The following is an 18,373-nucleotide window of genomic DNA, read 5'->3' as shown; positions in this document are numbered from 1 at the left end:
GGGGAATTGAGGATGAACACGCTATTAATTATTAACTGGATTGCGTTTTTACTAGTATTGTTTTATTCGCTTGGCTTATTTGCTTACTTATTAAAAACGCGCTTTAACTATATTCAGTTAGGTAGAAAAGAAGAATTTGATCAAAATTTATCAAAACGCATAGGTGATATTGTTGAAAAGGTATTCGGACAATCGAAGCTATTAAAAGATAAAAAAATGGGGCTCGTACACGTACTGTTTTTCTATGGCTTCTTAATGGTTCAACTTGGTGCAATTGATTTAATTTGGAAAGGGCTAGCACCAGGTTCACATTTACCACTTGGTGGATTGTATCCAGTGTTTACCTTCACACAAGAAATTGTTGTATTAACGATTCTAATTGCTGTAGCGATTGCATTTTATCGCCGTTATATGGAAAAGCTTGCCCGATTAAAACGTGGGGCAAAAAATGGCCTTGTCTATATTTTCTTGGCGACTTTAATGTTTGCTACATTGATCGGTAATGGGATGTACTTAATTTGGCAGGACCATGGCTTATCCGGTTCAGAGCCAGTTGCATCTGCAATTGCTTGGGCATTCCAATGGTTGTCACCAACTTTTGCAGCTGTAGGGTTTTTCGTTATGTGGTGGGCACATTTATTAGCGTTACTAGCATTCCTTGTATACATTCCACAAGGTAAGCACTTCCACTTAATAACATCCATTATTAACGTCTTTGTGAATCGCCAAGATCGTATCGGAACATTACGTCCAATTGATTTTGCGGCACTTGAGGAAGCGGAAGACGAGGAAAGTATGCCGCCGCTTGGTGTTGGGAAAATACAAGATTTTACACAAAAGCAAATGCTTGATTTATATGCTTGTGTAGAATGTGGTCGCTGTACAAACATGTGTCCAGCAACAGGGACAGGTAAAATGTTGTCTCCAATGGATTTAATCGTCAAATTACGTGACCACTTAACATTCACAGGGGCAGTTGTTACAAAGCAAAAGCCTTGGGTACCTTTCTCATTCTTTACGAATACACAAGGGAATCAATTAGCAATGGCTGCTGGTGCAGAGGGAGCGGTCATTGAAAACATTTACAACCCATCATTAATCGGTGACATTATTACAGAAGAAGAGATTTGGGCGTGTACAACGTGCCGTAACTGTGAAGACCAATGTCCAGTAATGAATGAGCATGTTGATAAAATTATCGATTTACGCCGTTATTTAACGATGACAGAAGGAAAAGTAAATCCAGATGCACAACGCGCAATGACAAATATCGAGCGTCAAGGAAATCCATGGGGCTTAAACCGTAAAGAAAAAGAAAACTGGCGTGAACTAGATGAAACAGTTTATGTACCAACAGTGAAAGAGCTAAAAAAATCAGGCGAAGAAATGGAGTACTTATTCTGGGTTGGCTCGATGGGTTCATTTGACAACCGTTCACAAAAAATTGCTCTTGCCTTTGCCAAGTTAATGAATAAGGCTGGCGTTAAATTCGCGATCTTAGGAAATAAAGAAAAGAACTCTGGAGATACACCACGTCGTTTAGGAAACGAGTTTTTATTCCAAGAGCTTGCGACAGCTAATATTGATGAATTTGAGAAAAATGACGTGAAGAAAATCGTCACGATTGACCCACATGCCTACAATATTTTCAAAAATGAATATCAAGATTTCGGCTGGAAGGGTGAAGTACTTCATCATACGGAATTATTATACGATTTAATTCAACAAGGTCGACTAACGATGGATTACCGTGTGGATGAAACAATCGTCTTCCATGATTCATGTTACTTAGGTCGTTACAATGATGTGTATGATCCACCACGTGAAATTTTAAAAGGCATTCCAGGCGTGAAGCTTGTAGAAATGGCACGTAATCGTGAAGAAGGTATGTGCTGTGGTGCAGGTGGTGGTTTAATGTGGATGGAAGAACACGTTGGAAATCGTGTTAACGTTGCGCGTACGGAGCAAGCATTAGCGACGAATGCTTCAGTTATTTCTTCAGGCTGTCCTTACTGCTTAACGATGTTATCTGATGGTACTAAGGCGAAAGAAGTAGAAGATACTGTCGGCACATACGATATCGCTGAGCTATTGGAACGTGCGGTATTTGGTACACCTGGGGGAGTGGTTGTTGAAGAGCTAGAAGTAGAAGAAGCTGTAGAAAATGTTGTACCAGCAGTTCTAGTTGAAGAAGTGACAGAGCAACCGATTACAGAGGAAGCAGTATCACTTACTGAAGAGAAACAATTAGAGCCAGTTAATGAACAGCCAAAAATTGCCGAAGAGTCAAATGTAGGGGAAGCGGAACATGCGGCTGTATCCACAGAGCATGCAGAAAAGCCGACTACTCAACCACAACAAGAAACAGTGGAAGAAGTTGTCGTTGTAGATCAACAAGCTGCGACAGAGATGTCAGTCAAAGAAGTTACTGGTGAATCGGAAGAAAATATTGATAAAACAGATGAAAAAAAAGATTAATAGAGTAATAAATTTATATTCAGTTTATTCGAATAATTTAATTGCGTAAAAGAATTTGATTTCGTACAATAAGTTTAAGTGAAAAAATGGGAGTGGAAATACTCCCATTTTTTTAAACACCAACATTGAGCGAGCGTTCAGTCAAATTGTAAATGTGGCTCAAATTTAAGTTACAATAAAGTATTTCAAGCAAGCTTTCACGATTATCAAACAAAGGGGTGTGTGGATTGTCGAGAACAGTAATTTTAGAAGGTGCAAGAACGCCATTTGGGAAATTCGGGGGTGCACTTAGCTCATTTACTGCCAGTGATTTAGGTGGTATTGCTATTAAAGAAGCATTGAAAAAAGCAAATATTGAAACGACAGAAGTACAGGAAGTTATTATCGGAACGGTGTTACAAGCTAGTCAGGGACAAATTCCATCTAGACAGGCACAAGCAAAGGCAGGCATTCCATGGGAAGTCAAAACAGAAACAATTAATAAAGTATGTGCATCAGGAATGCGTAGTGTAACGCTTGCTGATCAATTGATTCGTTTAGGGGACGAAGAAGTGATTGTTGCTGGCGGCATGGAGTCAATGTCCAATGCGCCCTACTATATGCCCAAAGGTCGCTTCGGCTTGCGCATGGGGGATGCAAGTTTAGTAGACGGTATGATTTATGATGGGCTTTCATGTGCATTTCATCCAAAGCAGGTGCATATGGGCATTTACGGAAACGAAACCGCCCATTCATTCCAAATTTCCCGGGAACAGCAAGACTTGTGGGCTGTTCGTAGTCATGAACGAGCAATCGCTGCTATGAAATCTGGTAAATTTGCTGAAGAAATTGTTGCAGTGGACATTCCACAGCGAAAAGGTGAGCCAATTCGAATCGTTGAAGATGAAGCACCACGCGTAGGCACATCAATGGAAACGCTTGCAAAATTACGGTCGGCATTTAGTAGTGATGGAACGATTACAGCAGGCAACGCACCGGGAGTGAATGATGGGGCATGTGCACTTGTGTTGATGAATGAGGAACGTGCTATTCGAGAGGACCGTAAGCCATTAGCAACAATTTTAGCGCATGCTGAAGTAGGGGTTGCACCAGAAGACTTTCCCCAAACACCTGGATTAGTCATTAATAAGCTGCTCGAGAAGAGCGGGAAATCATTGGCAGACATCGATTTAATCGAAATTAATGAAGCTTTTGCAGCGGTTGCCCTAGTAAGTAATGAAATTAGTGGGCTTAATCCAGAAAAGGTCAATGTGAACGGGGGGGCAGTTGCACTGGGGCATCCAATTGGTGCAAGTGGTGCACGCATTATTTTAACACTTGCATACGAGCTGAAACGTCGAGGCGGTGGATTAGGTATCGCGGCAATTTGCTCAGGTGGTGGTCAAGGGGATGCAATTTTAATTGAAGTATCGAACTAAGGGGATGAAATACGTATGACAATTCAAACAGTTATGGTCATCGGTGCTGGACAGATGGGTTCTGGCATTGCACAAGTTTGCGCACAAGCAGGTTATAGCGTCATTTTAAATGATATTAAGCAGGAATTTTATGAGCGCGGTCTTCAAACAATCACAAAAAATTTAACACGTGATGTGGAGAAGGAAAGAAAGACGGCCCAAGAAAAAGAAGCGATTCTTTCTCGTATTACAATGTCGTTGTCACTAGAGGATGCAAAGGATGCAGATATTATCATTGAGGCTGCCGTTGAAAATATGGAAATAAAGCAAAATATTTTTAAGCAGTTAGATAAACTTGCACCAGCACAAGCAATTTTGGCAACGAATACTTCAAGTCTTCCGATTACTGAAATCGCTGCGGTAACGAATCGCCCTGAGAAAGTTATTGGAATGCATTTCATGAATCCAGTGCCAGTGATGAAGCTCGTTGAAATTATTCGTGGACTTGCAACAGCGGATGAAGTATACGAAACAGTGGCAATCATGACAAAGCAATTAGGGAAGACAGGGGTAGAGGTAAATGATTTCCCAGGCTTTATCTCGAATCGTATTTTATTGCCAATGATCAATGAGGCCATTTATGCGCTTTATGAAGGGGTGGCGACGAAGGAAGCAATCGATGATGTAATGAAGATGGGCATGAATCATCCTATGGGACCACTAACGCTTGCTGATTTTATTGGTTTAGATACGTGTTTATCGATTATGGAAATTCTTCATGAAGGTCTTGGTGATAGTAAATACCGACCATGTCCGTTATTAAGAAAATATGTGGCTGCAGGCTGGCTCGGGAAAAAATCTGGTCGCGGCTTCTACATATACGAAAACTGAGGTGGTTAGATGAATTTACAATTTACGGACGAACAACTGATGATGCGGAACATGGTCCGTGACTTTGCCGAAGCAGAAATTCAACCTTTCGTCGAGCAAATGGAGGCTGGAGAGTTTCCTCGAGAGATTTTAAAAAAGATGGGAGATCTTGGTTTGTTGGGCATTACTGCTCCAACACAATACGGGGGCTCTGAGATGGATTTTACGTCCTATATTATTGCTATTCATGAGCTTTCAAAGGTCAGTGCAGTAATCGGTGTCATTTTATCTGTCCACACCTCAGTTGGAACAAATCCCATTTTATATTTTGGAAACGAAGAACAAAAGCAAAAGTATATTCCAAAGCTTGCGAGCGGTGAATATATTGGAGCCTTTTGCTTAACGGAGCCAAGTGCAGGCAGTGATGCTGGATCACTAAAAACTCGTGCAATTCGTGACGGGGATGAATATATTTTAGACGGTGCCAAAGTATTTATTACTAACGGTGGAGAGGCAGACGTATATATTGTGTTTGCGTCAACAAATCCCGAGGCAGGTTCCCGAGGCATTTCAGCTTTTATTGTAGAGAAGGGGACACCAGGCTTCATTATCGGCAAGGATGAGCGAAAAATGGGGCTTCATGGCTCACGAACGCTGCAGCTAACTTTTGAAAATATGCATATTCCTGCAAGTAACTTGTTAGGGCAAGAAGGAGACGGCTTTAAAATTGCGCTGGCGAATTTAGATGTAGGACGTATTGGCATTGCCGCTCAAAGTTTAGGAATTGCCGAAGCAGCGCTTGAAGCAGCAACGGGCTATGCAAAGGAACGTGTACAATTCGGAAAACCGATCGCACAGCAACAGGGGGTAGGCTTTAAATTGGCCGACATGGCGACTGCGGTAGAAGCGGCTAAATTACTCGTTTACAATGCGGCGTCATTACGTTCGCAAGGCTTGCCTTGCGGAAAAGAAGCATCAATGGCGAAATTATTTGCTTCACAAACAGCGATGGATACAGCAATCGAAGCGGTCCAAATATTTGGCGGCTATGGCTATACAGAAGACTATCCTGTAGAGCGTTATTTCCGTGATGCGAAAGTGACACAAATATACGAGGGTACAAGTGAAATTCAACGTATTGTCATCGCAAAGCATGTACTCGGATAATCGTACAAAATAGAACAATCAAAGGGGAAATGGGAAATGAACTTTCAATTATCAGAAGAACATCAACAATTACGCGAAATGATTCGTGACTTTGCAGTAAATGAAGTAGCACCTACTGCTGAGCACCGTGATGAACATGAGGAATTCGATCGCACAATTTTCGATAAAATGGCGGAGCTTGGCTTAACAGGTATTCCGTGGCCAGAAGAATATGGTGGTGCAGGTTTTGATTATTTAGCTTACTGTATCGCTGTCGAAGAATTATCCCGCGTGTGTGCATCAACTGGGGTAACATTATCAGCACATACATCACTAGCTGGCTGGCCAATTTTTAAATTCGGTAATGAGGAGCAAAAGCAAAAATATTTACGTCCAATGGCTGAAGGAAAGAAAATTGGCGCATACGGTTTAACTGAGCCGGGTTCAGGAAGTGACGCTGGTGGTATGAAAACGTACGCTGTAAAAGATGGAGAGGATTACATCTTAAATGGCTCTAAAATTTTCATTACAAACGGTGGGGTAGCAGACATTTATGTTGTATTCGCAGTAACAGATCCGGAGTCTAAAAACGGTACATCTGCATTCATCGTAGAAGCGGACTTCCCAGGCTTCTCAGTTGGTAAAAAAGAAAAGAAATTAGGTATTCGTTCATCACCGACAACAGAAATTATTTTCGATAATTGCCGTGTACCAAAAGAAAATTTACTTGGGGCAGAAGGGCAAGGCTTTATAATCGCAATGAAAACATTAGACGGTGGGCGTAACGGGATTGCTGCTCAAGCAGTTGGGATTGCACAAGGTGCATTAGATGCAGCAGTAGAATATGCAAAAGAGCGTGTACAATTCGGTAAGCCAATATCAGCAAACCAGGGTGTATCCTTTAAATTAGCAGATATGGCAACAGAAATTGAAGCATCTCGTTTATTGACGTATCAAGCAGCATGGTTAGAATCGAATGATTTACCATATGGGAAAGCATCCGCTATGGCAAAATTATTAGCTGGGGATACAGCGATGAAAGTAACGACAGAAGCTGTTCAAGTATTCGGAGGTTACGGCTACACGAAGGACTATCCAGTAGAGCGCTATATGCGTGATGCAAAAATTACGCAAATTTATGAGGGCACACAAGAAATTCAACGCCTCGTAATTTCGCGTATGCTGACGAAGTAATGTATGACTAAAATAGATAAGCTGCATGTGGAATCGTCAATAAAAGATGAAAATAAAATTATTGAACGCCGCCAGCAAATTGTTGACGCGGGTGTAAGGCTTTTTAAAGAAAAGGGATTCCACCGTGCAACAACGCGTGAGCTTGCAAAGGCAGCGGGATTTAGTATTGGTACGTTGTATGAATATATTAGAACAAAAGAGGATGTTTTATTTTTAGTTTGTGACAATATTTTTAATGAAGTTACTAAATGTCTATCACAATTTCTATCTGAAACGGGGACAATTGAAGGCTTAAAGGAAGCGATTAAGCAATATTTTTTACTGATTGATTCAATGCCTGAAGAGTTTACAATTATGTATCAGGAAACAAAATCTCTCCCGAAAGATGCGATGCATTACATTTTAGACAAAGAGTTAGAAATGGTCGCTATTTTTGAACGAATGCTACAAGATTGTGTGAAGGCTGGCAATTTGTCACTTTCAGAAGATGCTATTTATTTAGCAGCCAATCATGTCGTCGTGCAAGGGCAAAGCTGGGCATTTCGCAAATGGGCGCTGCAAAAGCGCTTTACAATTGAACAATATATTGAATTGCAAACAACGATGTTTTTACAAGGTATACTGCAGTTTGAGGAATAATAAAAAACGCCGTGTAGAGCAACTGTTGAAAGGTTTGCTTTATGCGGTTTTTTTAACAAAGGGGACTTTAATATGGGAAAAGTAGAAGTGTATCAACCGAAAAATCACGTTCGTTTCGTTACAGCATCTAGTCTTTTTGATGGGCATGATGCATCAATCAACATTATGCGTCGAATTTTACAAGCAAGTGGTGCAGAGGTTATTCATTTAGGGCATAATCGCTCAGTTGAAGAGGTTGTCAATGCAGCGATTCAAGAGGATGCGCAAGGGGTAGCGGTTTCTTCTTATCAAGGTGGACATATGGAGTATTTTAAATATATGTACGATTTACTTCGTGAAAAAGGTGCGCCACATATTAAAATTTTTGGTGGTGGCGGTGGCGTTATTTTGCCACGCGAAATTAAGGAATTGCATGAATACGGGATTGCAGGCATATTTTCACCGGAAGATGGTCGCAAACTTGGACTTCAAGGAATGATTAATCAAAAAATGGAAGGCGCTGATTTCTCTACATTAAAAGGAAATTACAAAGCACTTCTAGAAAAATTAACAACAGACACGCCAGAAATTTTAGCAAAATTAATTACTGCAGCTGAAAATGGAGGTAATACAGAAATTACTGAAATGTTAGCGCTTGCACGTAAAAAGAATAAAAAAACGCCTATAATCGGAATTACGGGAACGGGGGGCGCGGGAAAATCCTCGTTAACGGATGAGTTAATTCGCCGATTTCTACAAGAATTCCCAGATAAAAAGCTTGCCATATTGTCTGTTGATCCAACGAAGCAAAAAACGGGCGGTGCATTATTAGGGGATCGAATTCGTATGAACGCTATTTTCAATAATCGCGTTTACATGCGCAGTTTAGCAACGCGCGGTTCTCGCACAGAGCTCTCAAATTCAATTGGTGACGTATTAGATGTTGTGCGTGCGACAGGCTTTGATTTGATTTTTGTAGAAACAAGTGGAATCGGGCAAGGAGACGCAGAAATTACAAAATATACGGATTTATCCATGTATGTTATGACGAGCGAATTTGGAGCACCTACGCAGCTTGAAAAAATCGATATGATCGATTATGCCGATTTAATTGCAATCAATAAATTTGAACGTAAAGGCTCGGAGGATGCCCTTCGTCAAGTGCAGAAGCAATTCCAACGATCCCGCGAATTGTGGGAGGAGCCACTCGAGAAAATGCCTGTTTATGGAACAATTGCGTCTCAATTTAATGATTTAGGCACAAACTCATTATTTGCAGCGTTAATTACAAAGATTAATGAGAAGTTAGGCTTCGATTGGGTGACTTCCTATGAGCAATTCGTTAAAACACAAAAACAAAATATCGTTATACCAAATGACCGCCGTTATTATTTGCGCGAAATTACGGAAACAGTACGCCATTATCATAAAAAGGCAGAGCAACAAGCTGAACTAGCAACAAAGCTATATCAGTTAGAAGGAACAAAAGCGCAACTAGCCATAAACGAGGATGCATTAATCACCTCTATTGACTCACTTATTACTGGCATTAAGGAATCATTGACAGCAGAATCAAAACGAATTTTAGCCAACTGGCAAGCATTAAAAGAGTCTTATTCAGGCGATGAGTTGATTACGAAAGTACGCGATAAAGAAATTAAAACAATATTAAAAACAGAGTCCTTGTCTGGCTTAAAAATTCCAAAGGTGGCATTACCAAATTTTAAAGACTATGGAGAAATTTTACGCTGGGTATATACAGAAAATGTACCAGGAGAATTTCCATATACAGCAGGTGTTTTCCCATTCAAGCGTGAAGGTGAAGATCCGAAGCGCCAATTTGCTGGGGAAGGGACACCAGAACGTACGAATAAACGATTCCACTATCTATCAAAAGATGATAATGCAAAGCGACTTTCGACAGCTTTCGATTCGGTCACGCTTTACGGTGAGGATCCACATATTCGTCCAGATATTTACGGGAAAATTGGAGAGTCGGGCGTAAGTATTTGTACGCTAGATGATATGAAAAAGCTTTATGCGGGCTTTGATTTATGTGCCCCATCTACATCAGTTTCGATGACGATTAATGGTCCTGCGCCGATCATATTAGCGATGTTTATGAATACAGCAATTGATCAGCAAGTACAAAAGCGTGAGCAAGAGCTTGGTCGAACATTGTCAGTTGAGGAGTTTACAGAAACACGTGAAAAGACATTACAAATCGTCCGAGGAACAGTGCAGGCCGATATTTTAAAAGAAGATCAAGGACAAAATACATGTATTTTTAGTACAGAGTTTGCATTACGAATGATGGGGGATATTCAACAATACTTTATTGACCATCAAGTTCGCAATTATTATTCTGTATCGATTTCGGGTTATCACATTGCAGAAGCGGGTGCCAACCCTATTTCACAACTTGCCTTTACCCTTGCAAACGGCTTTACGTATGTGGAGTATTATTTAAGTCGTGGCATGCATATTGATGATTTCGCACCGAACTTAAGCTTCTTCTTCTCGAACGGTTTAGATCCAGAGTATACAGTTATTGGGCGCGTAGCAAGACGAATTTGGGCTGTTGTAATGCGGGAGAAATATAGAGCAAACGAACGCTCACAAAAATTAAAATATCATATCCAAACATCTGGCCGTAGCTTACATGCCCAGGAAATTGATTTCAATGATATTCGTACGACACTTCAAGCATTAATGGCGTTGCAAGACAACTGCAACTCATTGCATACAAACGCGTACGATGAAGCAATTACGACACCAACGGAGGAATCTGTACGTCGTGCGATGGCGATTCAAATGATTATTACGAAGGAACATGGTCTATCCAAAAATGAAAATCCATTACAAGGGGCATTTATTATTGAGGAGCTTACCGAATTAGTAGAAAATGCGGTGCTTGAAGAGTTTGATCGCATGAATGACCGAGGCGGGGTGCTTGGTGCGATGGAAACCCAATATCAGCGTGGTAAAATACAAGAGGAATCAATGTATTACGAGCACTTAAAGCATTCAGGAGAATTGCCGATTATAGGAGTGAACACTTATTTAAATCCAAATCCACCTTCTGAAGACGCAATCAACAACATGGAAATTGCACGAGCATCTAAGGAAGAGAAAGAATTACAAATCGAGAACTTAGAAAAGTTTAAGCAGGCACATGCTAAAGAGGTGGAAGAAGCCATTCATCGATTAAAAGAAGTTGCAAAAACAGGTGGGAATATATTTAAAGAACTTATGGAAACAGTAAAAGTAGCAAGTCTTGGTCAAATTACGCATGCACTTTATGAAGTTGGTGGACAATATCGCCGAAATATGTAAAAATCGTTTTTCAATGTGTAGAAATTAACTACTTTAATGAGACGAAATTCTTCTAAAGTGAAGTTTTTGCAAAAAATGTAGAAATTGCGACTGAAATTACCACGTAACTCAAAAATTTCGATATACTAACAAGTGAGAACAGATGCATTAAATATAAATATTTCACATTCAAGAAATGAAGGAGGAGCGATACGGTGTTACAAAATATGCATTATATTTTAATTCTAGTTTGCCTAATCGCAACCTTCTTTCTTTATAACAAGCAGTTAGCAGCAATCCCGCTACTTCTTTTATCTGTTATTTTATTTTATGTAGCATATAAAAAAGCAACAAAATTAAAAAACAAGAAATGAAGCTAGCATAGTTATAGTATGTTTGTATATAATGGGTAATATGCTTATGATATGACATGTAATTAAAGAAAGGACGTGCACGATTTGAACTTTCGTGGTATGACAGATGAGCAATTAGCGGAAGAGTCGTTAATCGACTTAGCCTATGCTATTTTAGAAGATAAAAAACAAGCGATGCCTTTAAATGGTTTATTAAAGGAAATCCAAAAATTAAATGGTATTTCAGACGAGGATTTAAAATCTCGCTTAGTACAATTTTATACAGACTTAAATGTTGAAGGTCGTTTCTTATTAAACCATGAGAATGGCTGGGGCCTACGTGAGTGGTACAAAGTTGAAACAATTGAAGAAGAAACTGCACCGACAATTAAGTCTCGTAAAAAGAAAGCAAAAGCGGCAGATGAAGATGACGATTTAATTGATCTTGAAGAAGAAGATGTATTATTTGATGAAGATTATGATGAATTCGTTGACGAAGAGGAAGAAGACGTTGAAGAGGACATCGATTTCGTTGAAGAAGAGATTGAAGAAATCGATTCAGATGATCTCGACGAAGAACTAATCGAAGAAGATGATAGCTTCATTATCGAGGACGATGAAGAGGAAGAAGAGTTAGACGAAGAATTAGAAGAAGAAGAACCTTTAAAATAAGCCTATTTTCAATTCTGAATTGAAAGTACTTGACTTCTTTTTCAGTTCCGTATAATCTTTTACTTGGGCTCCTTTTAAAAGGAGATTGACCGTATAAGCTATACGCTCCCCCTGCAAAACATGCAGGAGGAGCGTTTTTTGTTTTTTAACTTATGTTCAGCAAATCCTTTTAATAAAAAGTGAAAATAAATGCAATTTATAGTAACTTTTAAGTGGATTTGAACACACTGAAAGAAGTTAAAGCCTCCGCGGATGTTACAATTCGAAAATTTTGCGAGGCGTAATTGATAAACATGTTTTGTTCAAATAGGACATCAGGTTGTATTTCACGATACAATTGATGTTTTTCTATTTTTTATAGTAATGAGGAGGAATTGTATATGACAAAGTATATTTTCGTAACAGGTGGGGTAGTTTCTTCACTAGGGAAAGGGATTGTAGCTGCTTCTTTAGGTCGCTTATTAAAAAACCGTGGATTAGAAGTAACAATCCAAAAATTTGACCCATATTTAAACATCGATCCAGGTACGATGAGCCCTTATCAACACGGTGAAGTATTCGTAACAGATGACGGTGCAGAAGCAGATTTAGACTTAGGTCACTATGAGCGCTTCATCGACATCAATTTAGGTAAGCACTCAACGGTAACGTCTGGTAAAGTATATCAATCAGTTTTAAATAAAGAACGTCGTGGTGATTATAACGGCGGAACAGTACAAGTAATTCCTCATGTAACAAATGAAATTAAAGATCGTGTCCAACGTGCTGGACGTGAAACGTCAGCAGATGTTGTTATTACTGAAATCGGTGGTACCGTTGGAGATTTCGAGTCGTTATCATTCCTTGAAGCTATTCGTCAAATGCGTCGTGATTTAGGACATGAAAATGTTATGTATATTCACTGTACATTAATGCCTTACATTAAAGCTGCTGGCGAAATGAAAACAAAACCAACCCAGCACTCTGTAAAAGAGTTACGTTCTTTAGGTATTCAACCAAACATTATCGTTTTACGTACGGAGCAACCTGTACCACAAGATATGAAAGAAAAAATCGCGTTATTCTGTGATGTTCGCCCTACAGATATTATTGAATCTCGTGATGCAGAGCATTTATATGAAGTGCCTTTAAACTTACATGCGCAAGGTTTTGACCAAATCGTACTTGATCACTTTGGCATTAACGCGCCACAAGCGGCTATGGAAGATTGGAAAGAGCTTGTACATTTAGTGAAAAACTTAGAAAACAAAACACGTATCGCGTTAGTTGGTAAATACGTAGAGCTACAAGATGCTTATATTTCTGTAGTTGAAGCATTAAAGCACGCAGGTTATGTATACAACTCAGATATCGAAATTGATTGGGTAAATGCAGAGCATGTAACAGCTGAAAATGTAGAAGAACTATTAGGCCAAGCAGATGGTATTTTAGTACCGGGTGGATTTGGTGACCGTGGAGTAGAAGGGAAAATCGAAGCAATTCGTTATGCTCGTGAAAACGATGTGCCATTCTTCGGTATTTGCCTAGGGATGCAACTTGCAACAGTAGAATTTGCACGAAACGTATTAAATTTAGAAGGTGCTCATTCAACAGAGTTAGATAAAGATACGAAGTACCCAATTATTGACTTCTTACCAGAACAATCAGAGGATGTTGATTTAGGTGGTACATTACGTCTAGGTTTATATCCATGTAAACTAAAAGCAGGCTCAGTAGCACGCGCGGCATACAATGGCGAAGAGCTAGTGTACGAGCGTCACCGTCACCGCTATGAGTTCAACAATGAATTCCGTGAAGCGATGGAAGCAGAAGGTTTAGTATTCTCAGGCGTATCTCCTGACAATAAATTAGTGGAAATCATCGAGTTACCAGAGAAAAAATTCTTCGTTGCTGGTCAATTCCATCCAGAATTAATTTCTCGCCCACAACGCCCACAACCATTATTCCGTGAGTTCGTAGGCGCAGCATTTAATAATCGCAAATAATTATTGTAGATAAAAGGCTGACCTGTAAGCATATATAAACTTACTGGTCAGCCTTTTTTAATGATTTTTAAAGAAATAAATAATTATTCTAGCTCATCGTCATCAGCAATCATTTCATCAAATTCTAATTTGATTGCTTCGTATACGAACAAACCGGCTATTAAATGTGGCATCACGATTCGCTCTCCTAAATTTGTAGGATGCGGTAAAATGCCCCCACGAATTTTTAAAGAAATATACGTATAGGCTAGTTCGCTTAACGCATTGGCCTCGCTCGCAACCTCGCTTGCAACGGCAGTAAATGGGATGAAAGCTTCATTTAGCTTTTTAGCAAGCGTTAGCGCTTCAGCATCTTGACCACTACGTGTAAAAATAATGACACGATCTGCAGGCATAAGTTCTACACTGTCCGTATAACGTGCGAAATTGGAAAATGGATCTGCACCAATTTCAGCATTTATACAAATACCCTCCATTTCGCCGAAACAAGCAAAATAGATCGTTCCTTGTCCAATTGCAGCCTGTGCGAGAAGACGAGCACTTTCTTCAATAGATTCTTCCTCAGATTGCTGGATACGTTGAATCAGTCCAACAAGTTGAGTTGATAAAATTTTAGACATATTTCCACCTCAAGTTTATTATAAAAGTGGGATTACTAAAAAGCAAAATCACAAATTCCTCATTTTTTGAAGGAGTTCTAGCTTTTAAATCGAATTAAATGTTTGAGAATAAATCTAAAGGGGAATGTATTTGAATTCAAAAGAAATTTTAATTGTTGATGATCAGCAAGGTATCCGGCTTCTTCTAAATGAAGTGTTCAAAAAAGAAGGATTCAATACACACCTTGCAGCCAATGGATTTGATGCGTTAAAAATAGCCCAAACGACGGCATTAGATTGTGTGTTATTAGATATGAAAATTCCAGGGATGGATGGGCTAGAGATTTTAACACATCTAAAGAAAGACAATGCAGATTTACCCGTTTTTATGATGACTGCTTATGTGGGGCAAGATATGATTGATCGAGCAAATTCACTGGGCGTTGCTAAGTATTTTACAAAGCCATTTAATATTTTTGAAGTACGTGATGAAGTAAAAAAAATATTGACAGTTCCTGAAAAAATATAAGCGAACAGGTTGGCAGGCAGTAGCGTATACTGTCTGTTTTTGTTATGATTGTTTTGAATGTTTATTGTCAATTTGAAAGTTAGAAAAGAGCGAATTTGACTGTAGAAATGACACTATTTCAAAAGCATAAAAAAATACTATGTTTTTCTAGTAGCAAACTATTAATGTATCTTCGAGGAGGATTTTTATAATGGCATTAGTTTCAATGAAGGAAATGTTAATCAAAGCGAAATCAGAAGGATATGCTGTTGGTCAATTCAACATTAACAATTTAGAGTGGACGCAAGCGATTTTAGCTGCAGCTGAAGAAGAAAAATCACCAGTTATTTTAGGTGTCTCTGAGGGCGCAGGTAAATACATGGGTGGCTTCTATACAGTTGTAAAAATCGTTGAAGGCTTAATGAAGGATATGAACACTACTGTTCCTGTAGCAATCCATTTAGATCATGGATCAAGCTTTGAAAAATGTAAAGCTGCTATCGATGCAGGCTTTACTTCAGTAATGATCGATGCCTCTCACCATTCATTTGATGAAAACATCGAAATTACAAAACAAGTTGTAGACTATGCTCATGCTAAAGGTGTTTCTGTAGAAGCAGAATTAGGTACAGTTGGTGGCGAAGAAGATGGCGTAATTGGCGGTATCATCTATGCAGACCCACAAGAATGTAAAAACCTTGTTGAAGCAACAGGGATTGATTGCCTAGCACCAGCGTTAGGTTCTGTTCACGGCCCATACAAAGGTGAACCAAACTTAGGATTTGCTGAAATGGAAGAAATCTCTACATTAACAGATGTTCCTTTAGTTTTACATGGCGGCACTGGAATTCCAACAAAGGATATTCAGCGTTCAATTTCTTTAGGGACAGCAAAAATTAACGTAAATACAGAAAATCAAATTGCAGCAACAAAAGTAATCCGTGAGTTTTTAGATAATGACAAGAAAACTTACGACCCTCGTAAATACTTAGGACCTGCACGTGAAGCGATTAAAACAACAGTTATCGGAAAAATGCGTGAATTCGGTAGCTCACAAAAAGCATAATAAGATAAATAGGATATAGAGCATCTCGCCTTTTCTAGGGCGAGATGTGTTTTTCTAAGCTATGTAGAGTCAATCCTACATTAAAAGCTTGTATATTAAACAATTTGGAGGCACATACAAATGAAATTTTTTATCGATACAGCAAACTTTGATGAGATTAAAGAAGCATACTCTTGGGGTATCTTATCAGGTGTAACAACGAATCCGTCATTAGTAGCAAAGGAATCTGGCGTAAACTTCCATGATCGTCTACGTGAAATCGCAGAATTAGTAAATGGTTCTGTATCAGGCGAGGTTATTTCTTTAGATGCAGAGGGCATGATTCGTGAAGGGGAAGAGCTTGCAGCCATTCACCCAAACATCACAGTAAAGCTCCCAATGACTCCAGAAGGCTTAAAAGCATGTAAACACTTCTCAGAAAAAGGCATTAAAACGAATGTCACTTTAATTTTCTCTGCCAACCAAGCATTACTTGCGGCTCGCGCAGGTGCAACATACGTATCACCATTTTTAGGTCGTTTAGATGACATTGGTCAAGATGGTGTAGAATTAATTCGTGAAATCGCTGAAATGTTTGCAATCCATGAAATTCCAACAGAAATTATTGCAGCATCAATTCGTCACCCACAACATATTACACAAGCCGCGTTAGCAGGGGCACATATCGCAACAACACCATACAAAGTTTTACAACAATTGTTTAACCATCCATTAACAGACAAAGGAATCGAAGGATTTTTAGCGGATTGGGCGAAGCGTGAAGGGAAATAATAAGTATCACAGCATTTCGTAAAAATTTGTCCAATCGTAAGGGAGAACACAAAATGGATGTATATAAAATTAGAGGAGGCAATCGTCTTCAAGGAAATATAACAGTCAGTGGTGCAAAAAATAGTGCAGTTGCTTTAATTCCTGCATCAATTTTGGCGGATTCTTCTGTAACTATTGGAGGAATTCCAGAAATTTCAGATGCATGGACGTTAAAGGCACTACTTGAAGAAATTGGTGGAGAGGTTTCGTTTGAGAATGGTAAAATGATTATCGACCCATCTAAAATGGTTGCAATGCCTTTACCAAATGGCAATGTAAAAAAACTTCGGGCGTCCTATTACATGATGGGTGCAATGCTTGGTCGTTTTAAACAGGCAGTGATTGGCTTACCAGGCGGTTGCTTCTTAGGCCCTCGCCCAATTGACCAACATATTAAAGGGTTTGAAGCGTTAGGTGCTAAAGTTACAAATGAGCATGGCGCAATTTATTTACGTGCAGACGAATTAATCGGAGCCAAAATTTATTTAGACGTAGCAAGCGTAGGAGCAACAATTAATATTATGCTTGCGGCAGTCCGTGCCAAAGGGAAAACAACAATTGAAAATGCCGCAAAGGAACCTGAAATCATTGATGTTGCTACGTTATTAACGAATATGGGAGCAAATATTAAAGGGGCTGGTACAAGCGTCATTCGAATTGAAGGTGTAGAAGAGCTTCGCGGCACGAAACATACAATTATTCCAGACCGTATTGAAGCTTCTACATTTATGATTATGGCTGCAGCAATTGGCGATGGCGTTGTCATTGATAATGTTATACCACTTCATTTAGAGGCAGTAACAGCTAAGCTTCGTGAAATGGGCGTCGTTGTTGAAGAAAATGAAGAAAGTATTTTCATTCCAAAACAGCACAATCTTCAAGCAGTAGATGTAAAGACACTTGTTTATCCTGGTATCCCAACAGATGTCCAGCAACCATTATCCGTATTATTAACACAGGCTGAAGGAACTTCAAAGGTGACGGATACCATTTATTCTGCTCGATTTAAGCATATTGACGAGCTTCGACGAATGAATGGAAAAGTTCGTGTTGAAGGAAATACAGCCATAATTCAAGGTCCTTCCGTTTTGGAAGGGTCAACAGTAACAGCAACGGATTTACGGGCAGGTGCAGCGCTTGTGTTAGCTGGCTTACTAGCAAAAGGTGAGACAGAAATTCATGATATTTATCATATTGAGCGCGGCTATAGTTCTTTAATAGAGAAGTTATGTGCGCTTGGTGCAGATATTCGTAAAGAATCGATAGTCATTAACACAAATAAAAAGGCATAAAATTACTATAAGAAATAATATAGATGAATGTGTTATAATATATTGGATTTACCTAATTCATTATTATAGA

General features: G+C 39.2%; 15 protein-coding genes. 14 read left to right on the top strand and 1 reads right to left on the bottom strand.

Annotation, left to right across the window (positions count from 1 at the left end):
* The first annotated feature begins 12 nt into the window (after positions 1 to 12).
* The 10 genes from MKZ17_RS17255 (at position 13) to MKZ17_RS17210 (ending at position 14,028) form a co-directional block, all read left to right on the top strand.
* Entirely contained in the window at positions 13 to 2,478 is a 2,466-nt protein-coding gene (locus MKZ17_RS17255) for a (Fe-S)-binding protein (protein WP_340724970.1), read from the top strand.
* Between the two features lie 227 nt (positions 2,479 to 2,705).
* On the top strand, positions 2,706 to 3,896 hold the full coding sequence (locus MKZ17_RS17250; protein ID WP_340724969.1) for an acetyl-CoA C-acetyltransferase: 1,191 nt from the start codon (positions 2,706 to 2,708) through the stop codon (positions 3,894 to 3,896).
* Positions 3,897 to 3,911: 15 nt separating this feature from the next.
* Positions 3,912 to 4,766 carry a 3-hydroxybutyryl-CoA dehydrogenase gene (locus MKZ17_RS17245; protein ID WP_340724968.1) on the top strand — a complete coding sequence of 285 codons (855 nt, stop codon included), beginning with the start codon at positions 3,912 to 3,914 and terminating at the stop codon, positions 4,764 to 4,766.
* Between the two features lie 9 nt (positions 4,767 to 4,775).
* Complete coding sequence (locus MKZ17_RS17240; protein ID WP_340724967.1) at positions 4,776 to 5,912, top strand: acyl-CoA dehydrogenase; 1,137 nt, start codon at positions 4,776 to 4,778, stop codon at positions 5,910 to 5,912.
* 36 nt (positions 5,913 to 5,948) lie between these two features.
* Positions 5,949 to 7,085, top strand: a complete 1,137-nt coding sequence (locus tag MKZ17_RS17235) for an acyl-CoA dehydrogenase (protein ID WP_340724966.1) — start codon at positions 5,949 to 5,951, stop codon at positions 7,083 to 7,085.
* A 3-nt stretch (positions 7,086 to 7,088) separates the two neighbouring features.
* Positions 7,089 to 7,724 (top strand): TetR/AcrR family transcriptional regulator, encoded by a 636-nt coding sequence (locus MKZ17_RS17230; RefSeq protein ID WP_340724965.1) that lies wholly within the window; start codon positions 7,089 to 7,091, stop codon positions 7,722 to 7,724.
* Positions 7,725 to 7,796: 72 nt separating this feature from the next.
* On the top strand, positions 7,797 to 11,039 hold the full coding sequence (icmF, locus tag MKZ17_RS17225) for a fused isobutyryl-CoA mutase/GTPase IcmF (protein ID WP_340724964.1): 3,243 nt from the start codon (positions 7,797 to 7,799) through the stop codon (positions 11,037 to 11,039).
* A 194-nt stretch (positions 11,040 to 11,233) separates the two neighbouring features.
* Positions 11,234 to 11,392 (top strand): hypothetical protein, encoded by a 159-nt coding sequence (locus tag MKZ17_RS17220; RefSeq protein ID WP_340724963.1) that lies wholly within the window; start codon positions 11,234 to 11,236, stop codon positions 11,390 to 11,392.
* Between the two features lie 75 nt (positions 11,393 to 11,467).
* On the top strand, positions 11,468 to 12,043 hold the full coding sequence (rpoE, locus tag MKZ17_RS17215) for a DNA-directed RNA polymerase subunit delta (protein WP_340724962.1): 576 nt from the start codon (positions 11,468 to 11,470) through the stop codon (positions 12,041 to 12,043).
* 380 nt (positions 12,044 to 12,423) lie between these two features.
* Complete coding sequence (locus MKZ17_RS17210) at positions 12,424 to 14,028, top strand: CTP synthase (RefSeq protein ID WP_340724961.1); 1,605 nt, start codon at positions 12,424 to 12,426, stop codon at positions 14,026 to 14,028.
* 83 nt (positions 14,029 to 14,111) lie between these two features.
* On the opposite strand, the gene MKZ17_RS17205 is transcribed toward MKZ17_RS17210, so the two are convergent.
* Complete coding sequence (locus MKZ17_RS17205; protein WP_340724960.1) at positions 14,112 to 14,648, bottom strand: DUF2529 family protein; 537 nt, start codon at positions 14,646 to 14,648, stop codon at positions 14,112 to 14,114.
* A 130-nt stretch (positions 14,649 to 14,778) separates the two neighbouring features.
* On the opposite strand from MKZ17_RS17205, the gene MKZ17_RS17200 reads away from it, so the two are divergent.
* The 4 genes from MKZ17_RS17200 (at position 14,779) to MKZ17_RS17185 (ending at position 18,303) form a co-directional block, all read left to right on the top strand.
* Positions 14,779 to 15,156, top strand: coding sequence for a response regulator (locus MKZ17_RS17200; RefSeq protein WP_340724959.1), 378 nt, complete (start codon positions 14,779 to 14,781; stop codon positions 15,154 to 15,156).
* 190 nt (positions 15,157 to 15,346) lie between these two features.
* Positions 15,347 to 16,201: a class II fructose-bisphosphate aldolase gene (locus MKZ17_RS17195; protein WP_340724958.1), complete on the top strand. Its 855-nt coding sequence runs from the start codon at positions 15,347 to 15,349 to the stop codon at positions 16,199 to 16,201.
* A 120-nt stretch (positions 16,202 to 16,321) separates the two neighbouring features.
* Positions 16,322 to 16,972, top strand: a complete 651-nt coding sequence (fsa, locus tag MKZ17_RS17190) for a fructose-6-phosphate aldolase (protein WP_340724957.1) — start codon at positions 16,322 to 16,324, stop codon at positions 16,970 to 16,972.
* A gap of 53 nt (positions 16,973 to 17,025) precedes the next feature.
* Complete coding sequence (locus MKZ17_RS17185; protein ID WP_340724956.1) at positions 17,026 to 18,303, top strand: UDP-N-acetylglucosamine 1-carboxyvinyltransferase; 1,278 nt, start codon at positions 17,026 to 17,028, stop codon at positions 18,301 to 18,303.
* The last annotated feature ends 70 nt before the right edge of the window (positions 18,304 to 18,373 follow it).

Source organism: Solibacillus sp. FSL R7-0682, assembly GCF_038005985.1.
Classification (GTDB): Bacteria; Bacillota; Bacilli; order Bacillales_A; family Planococcaceae; genus Solibacillus.
Note: the sequence above shows the minus strand (reverse complement) of the source record. Positions and strands in the feature narration are given on the sequence as shown.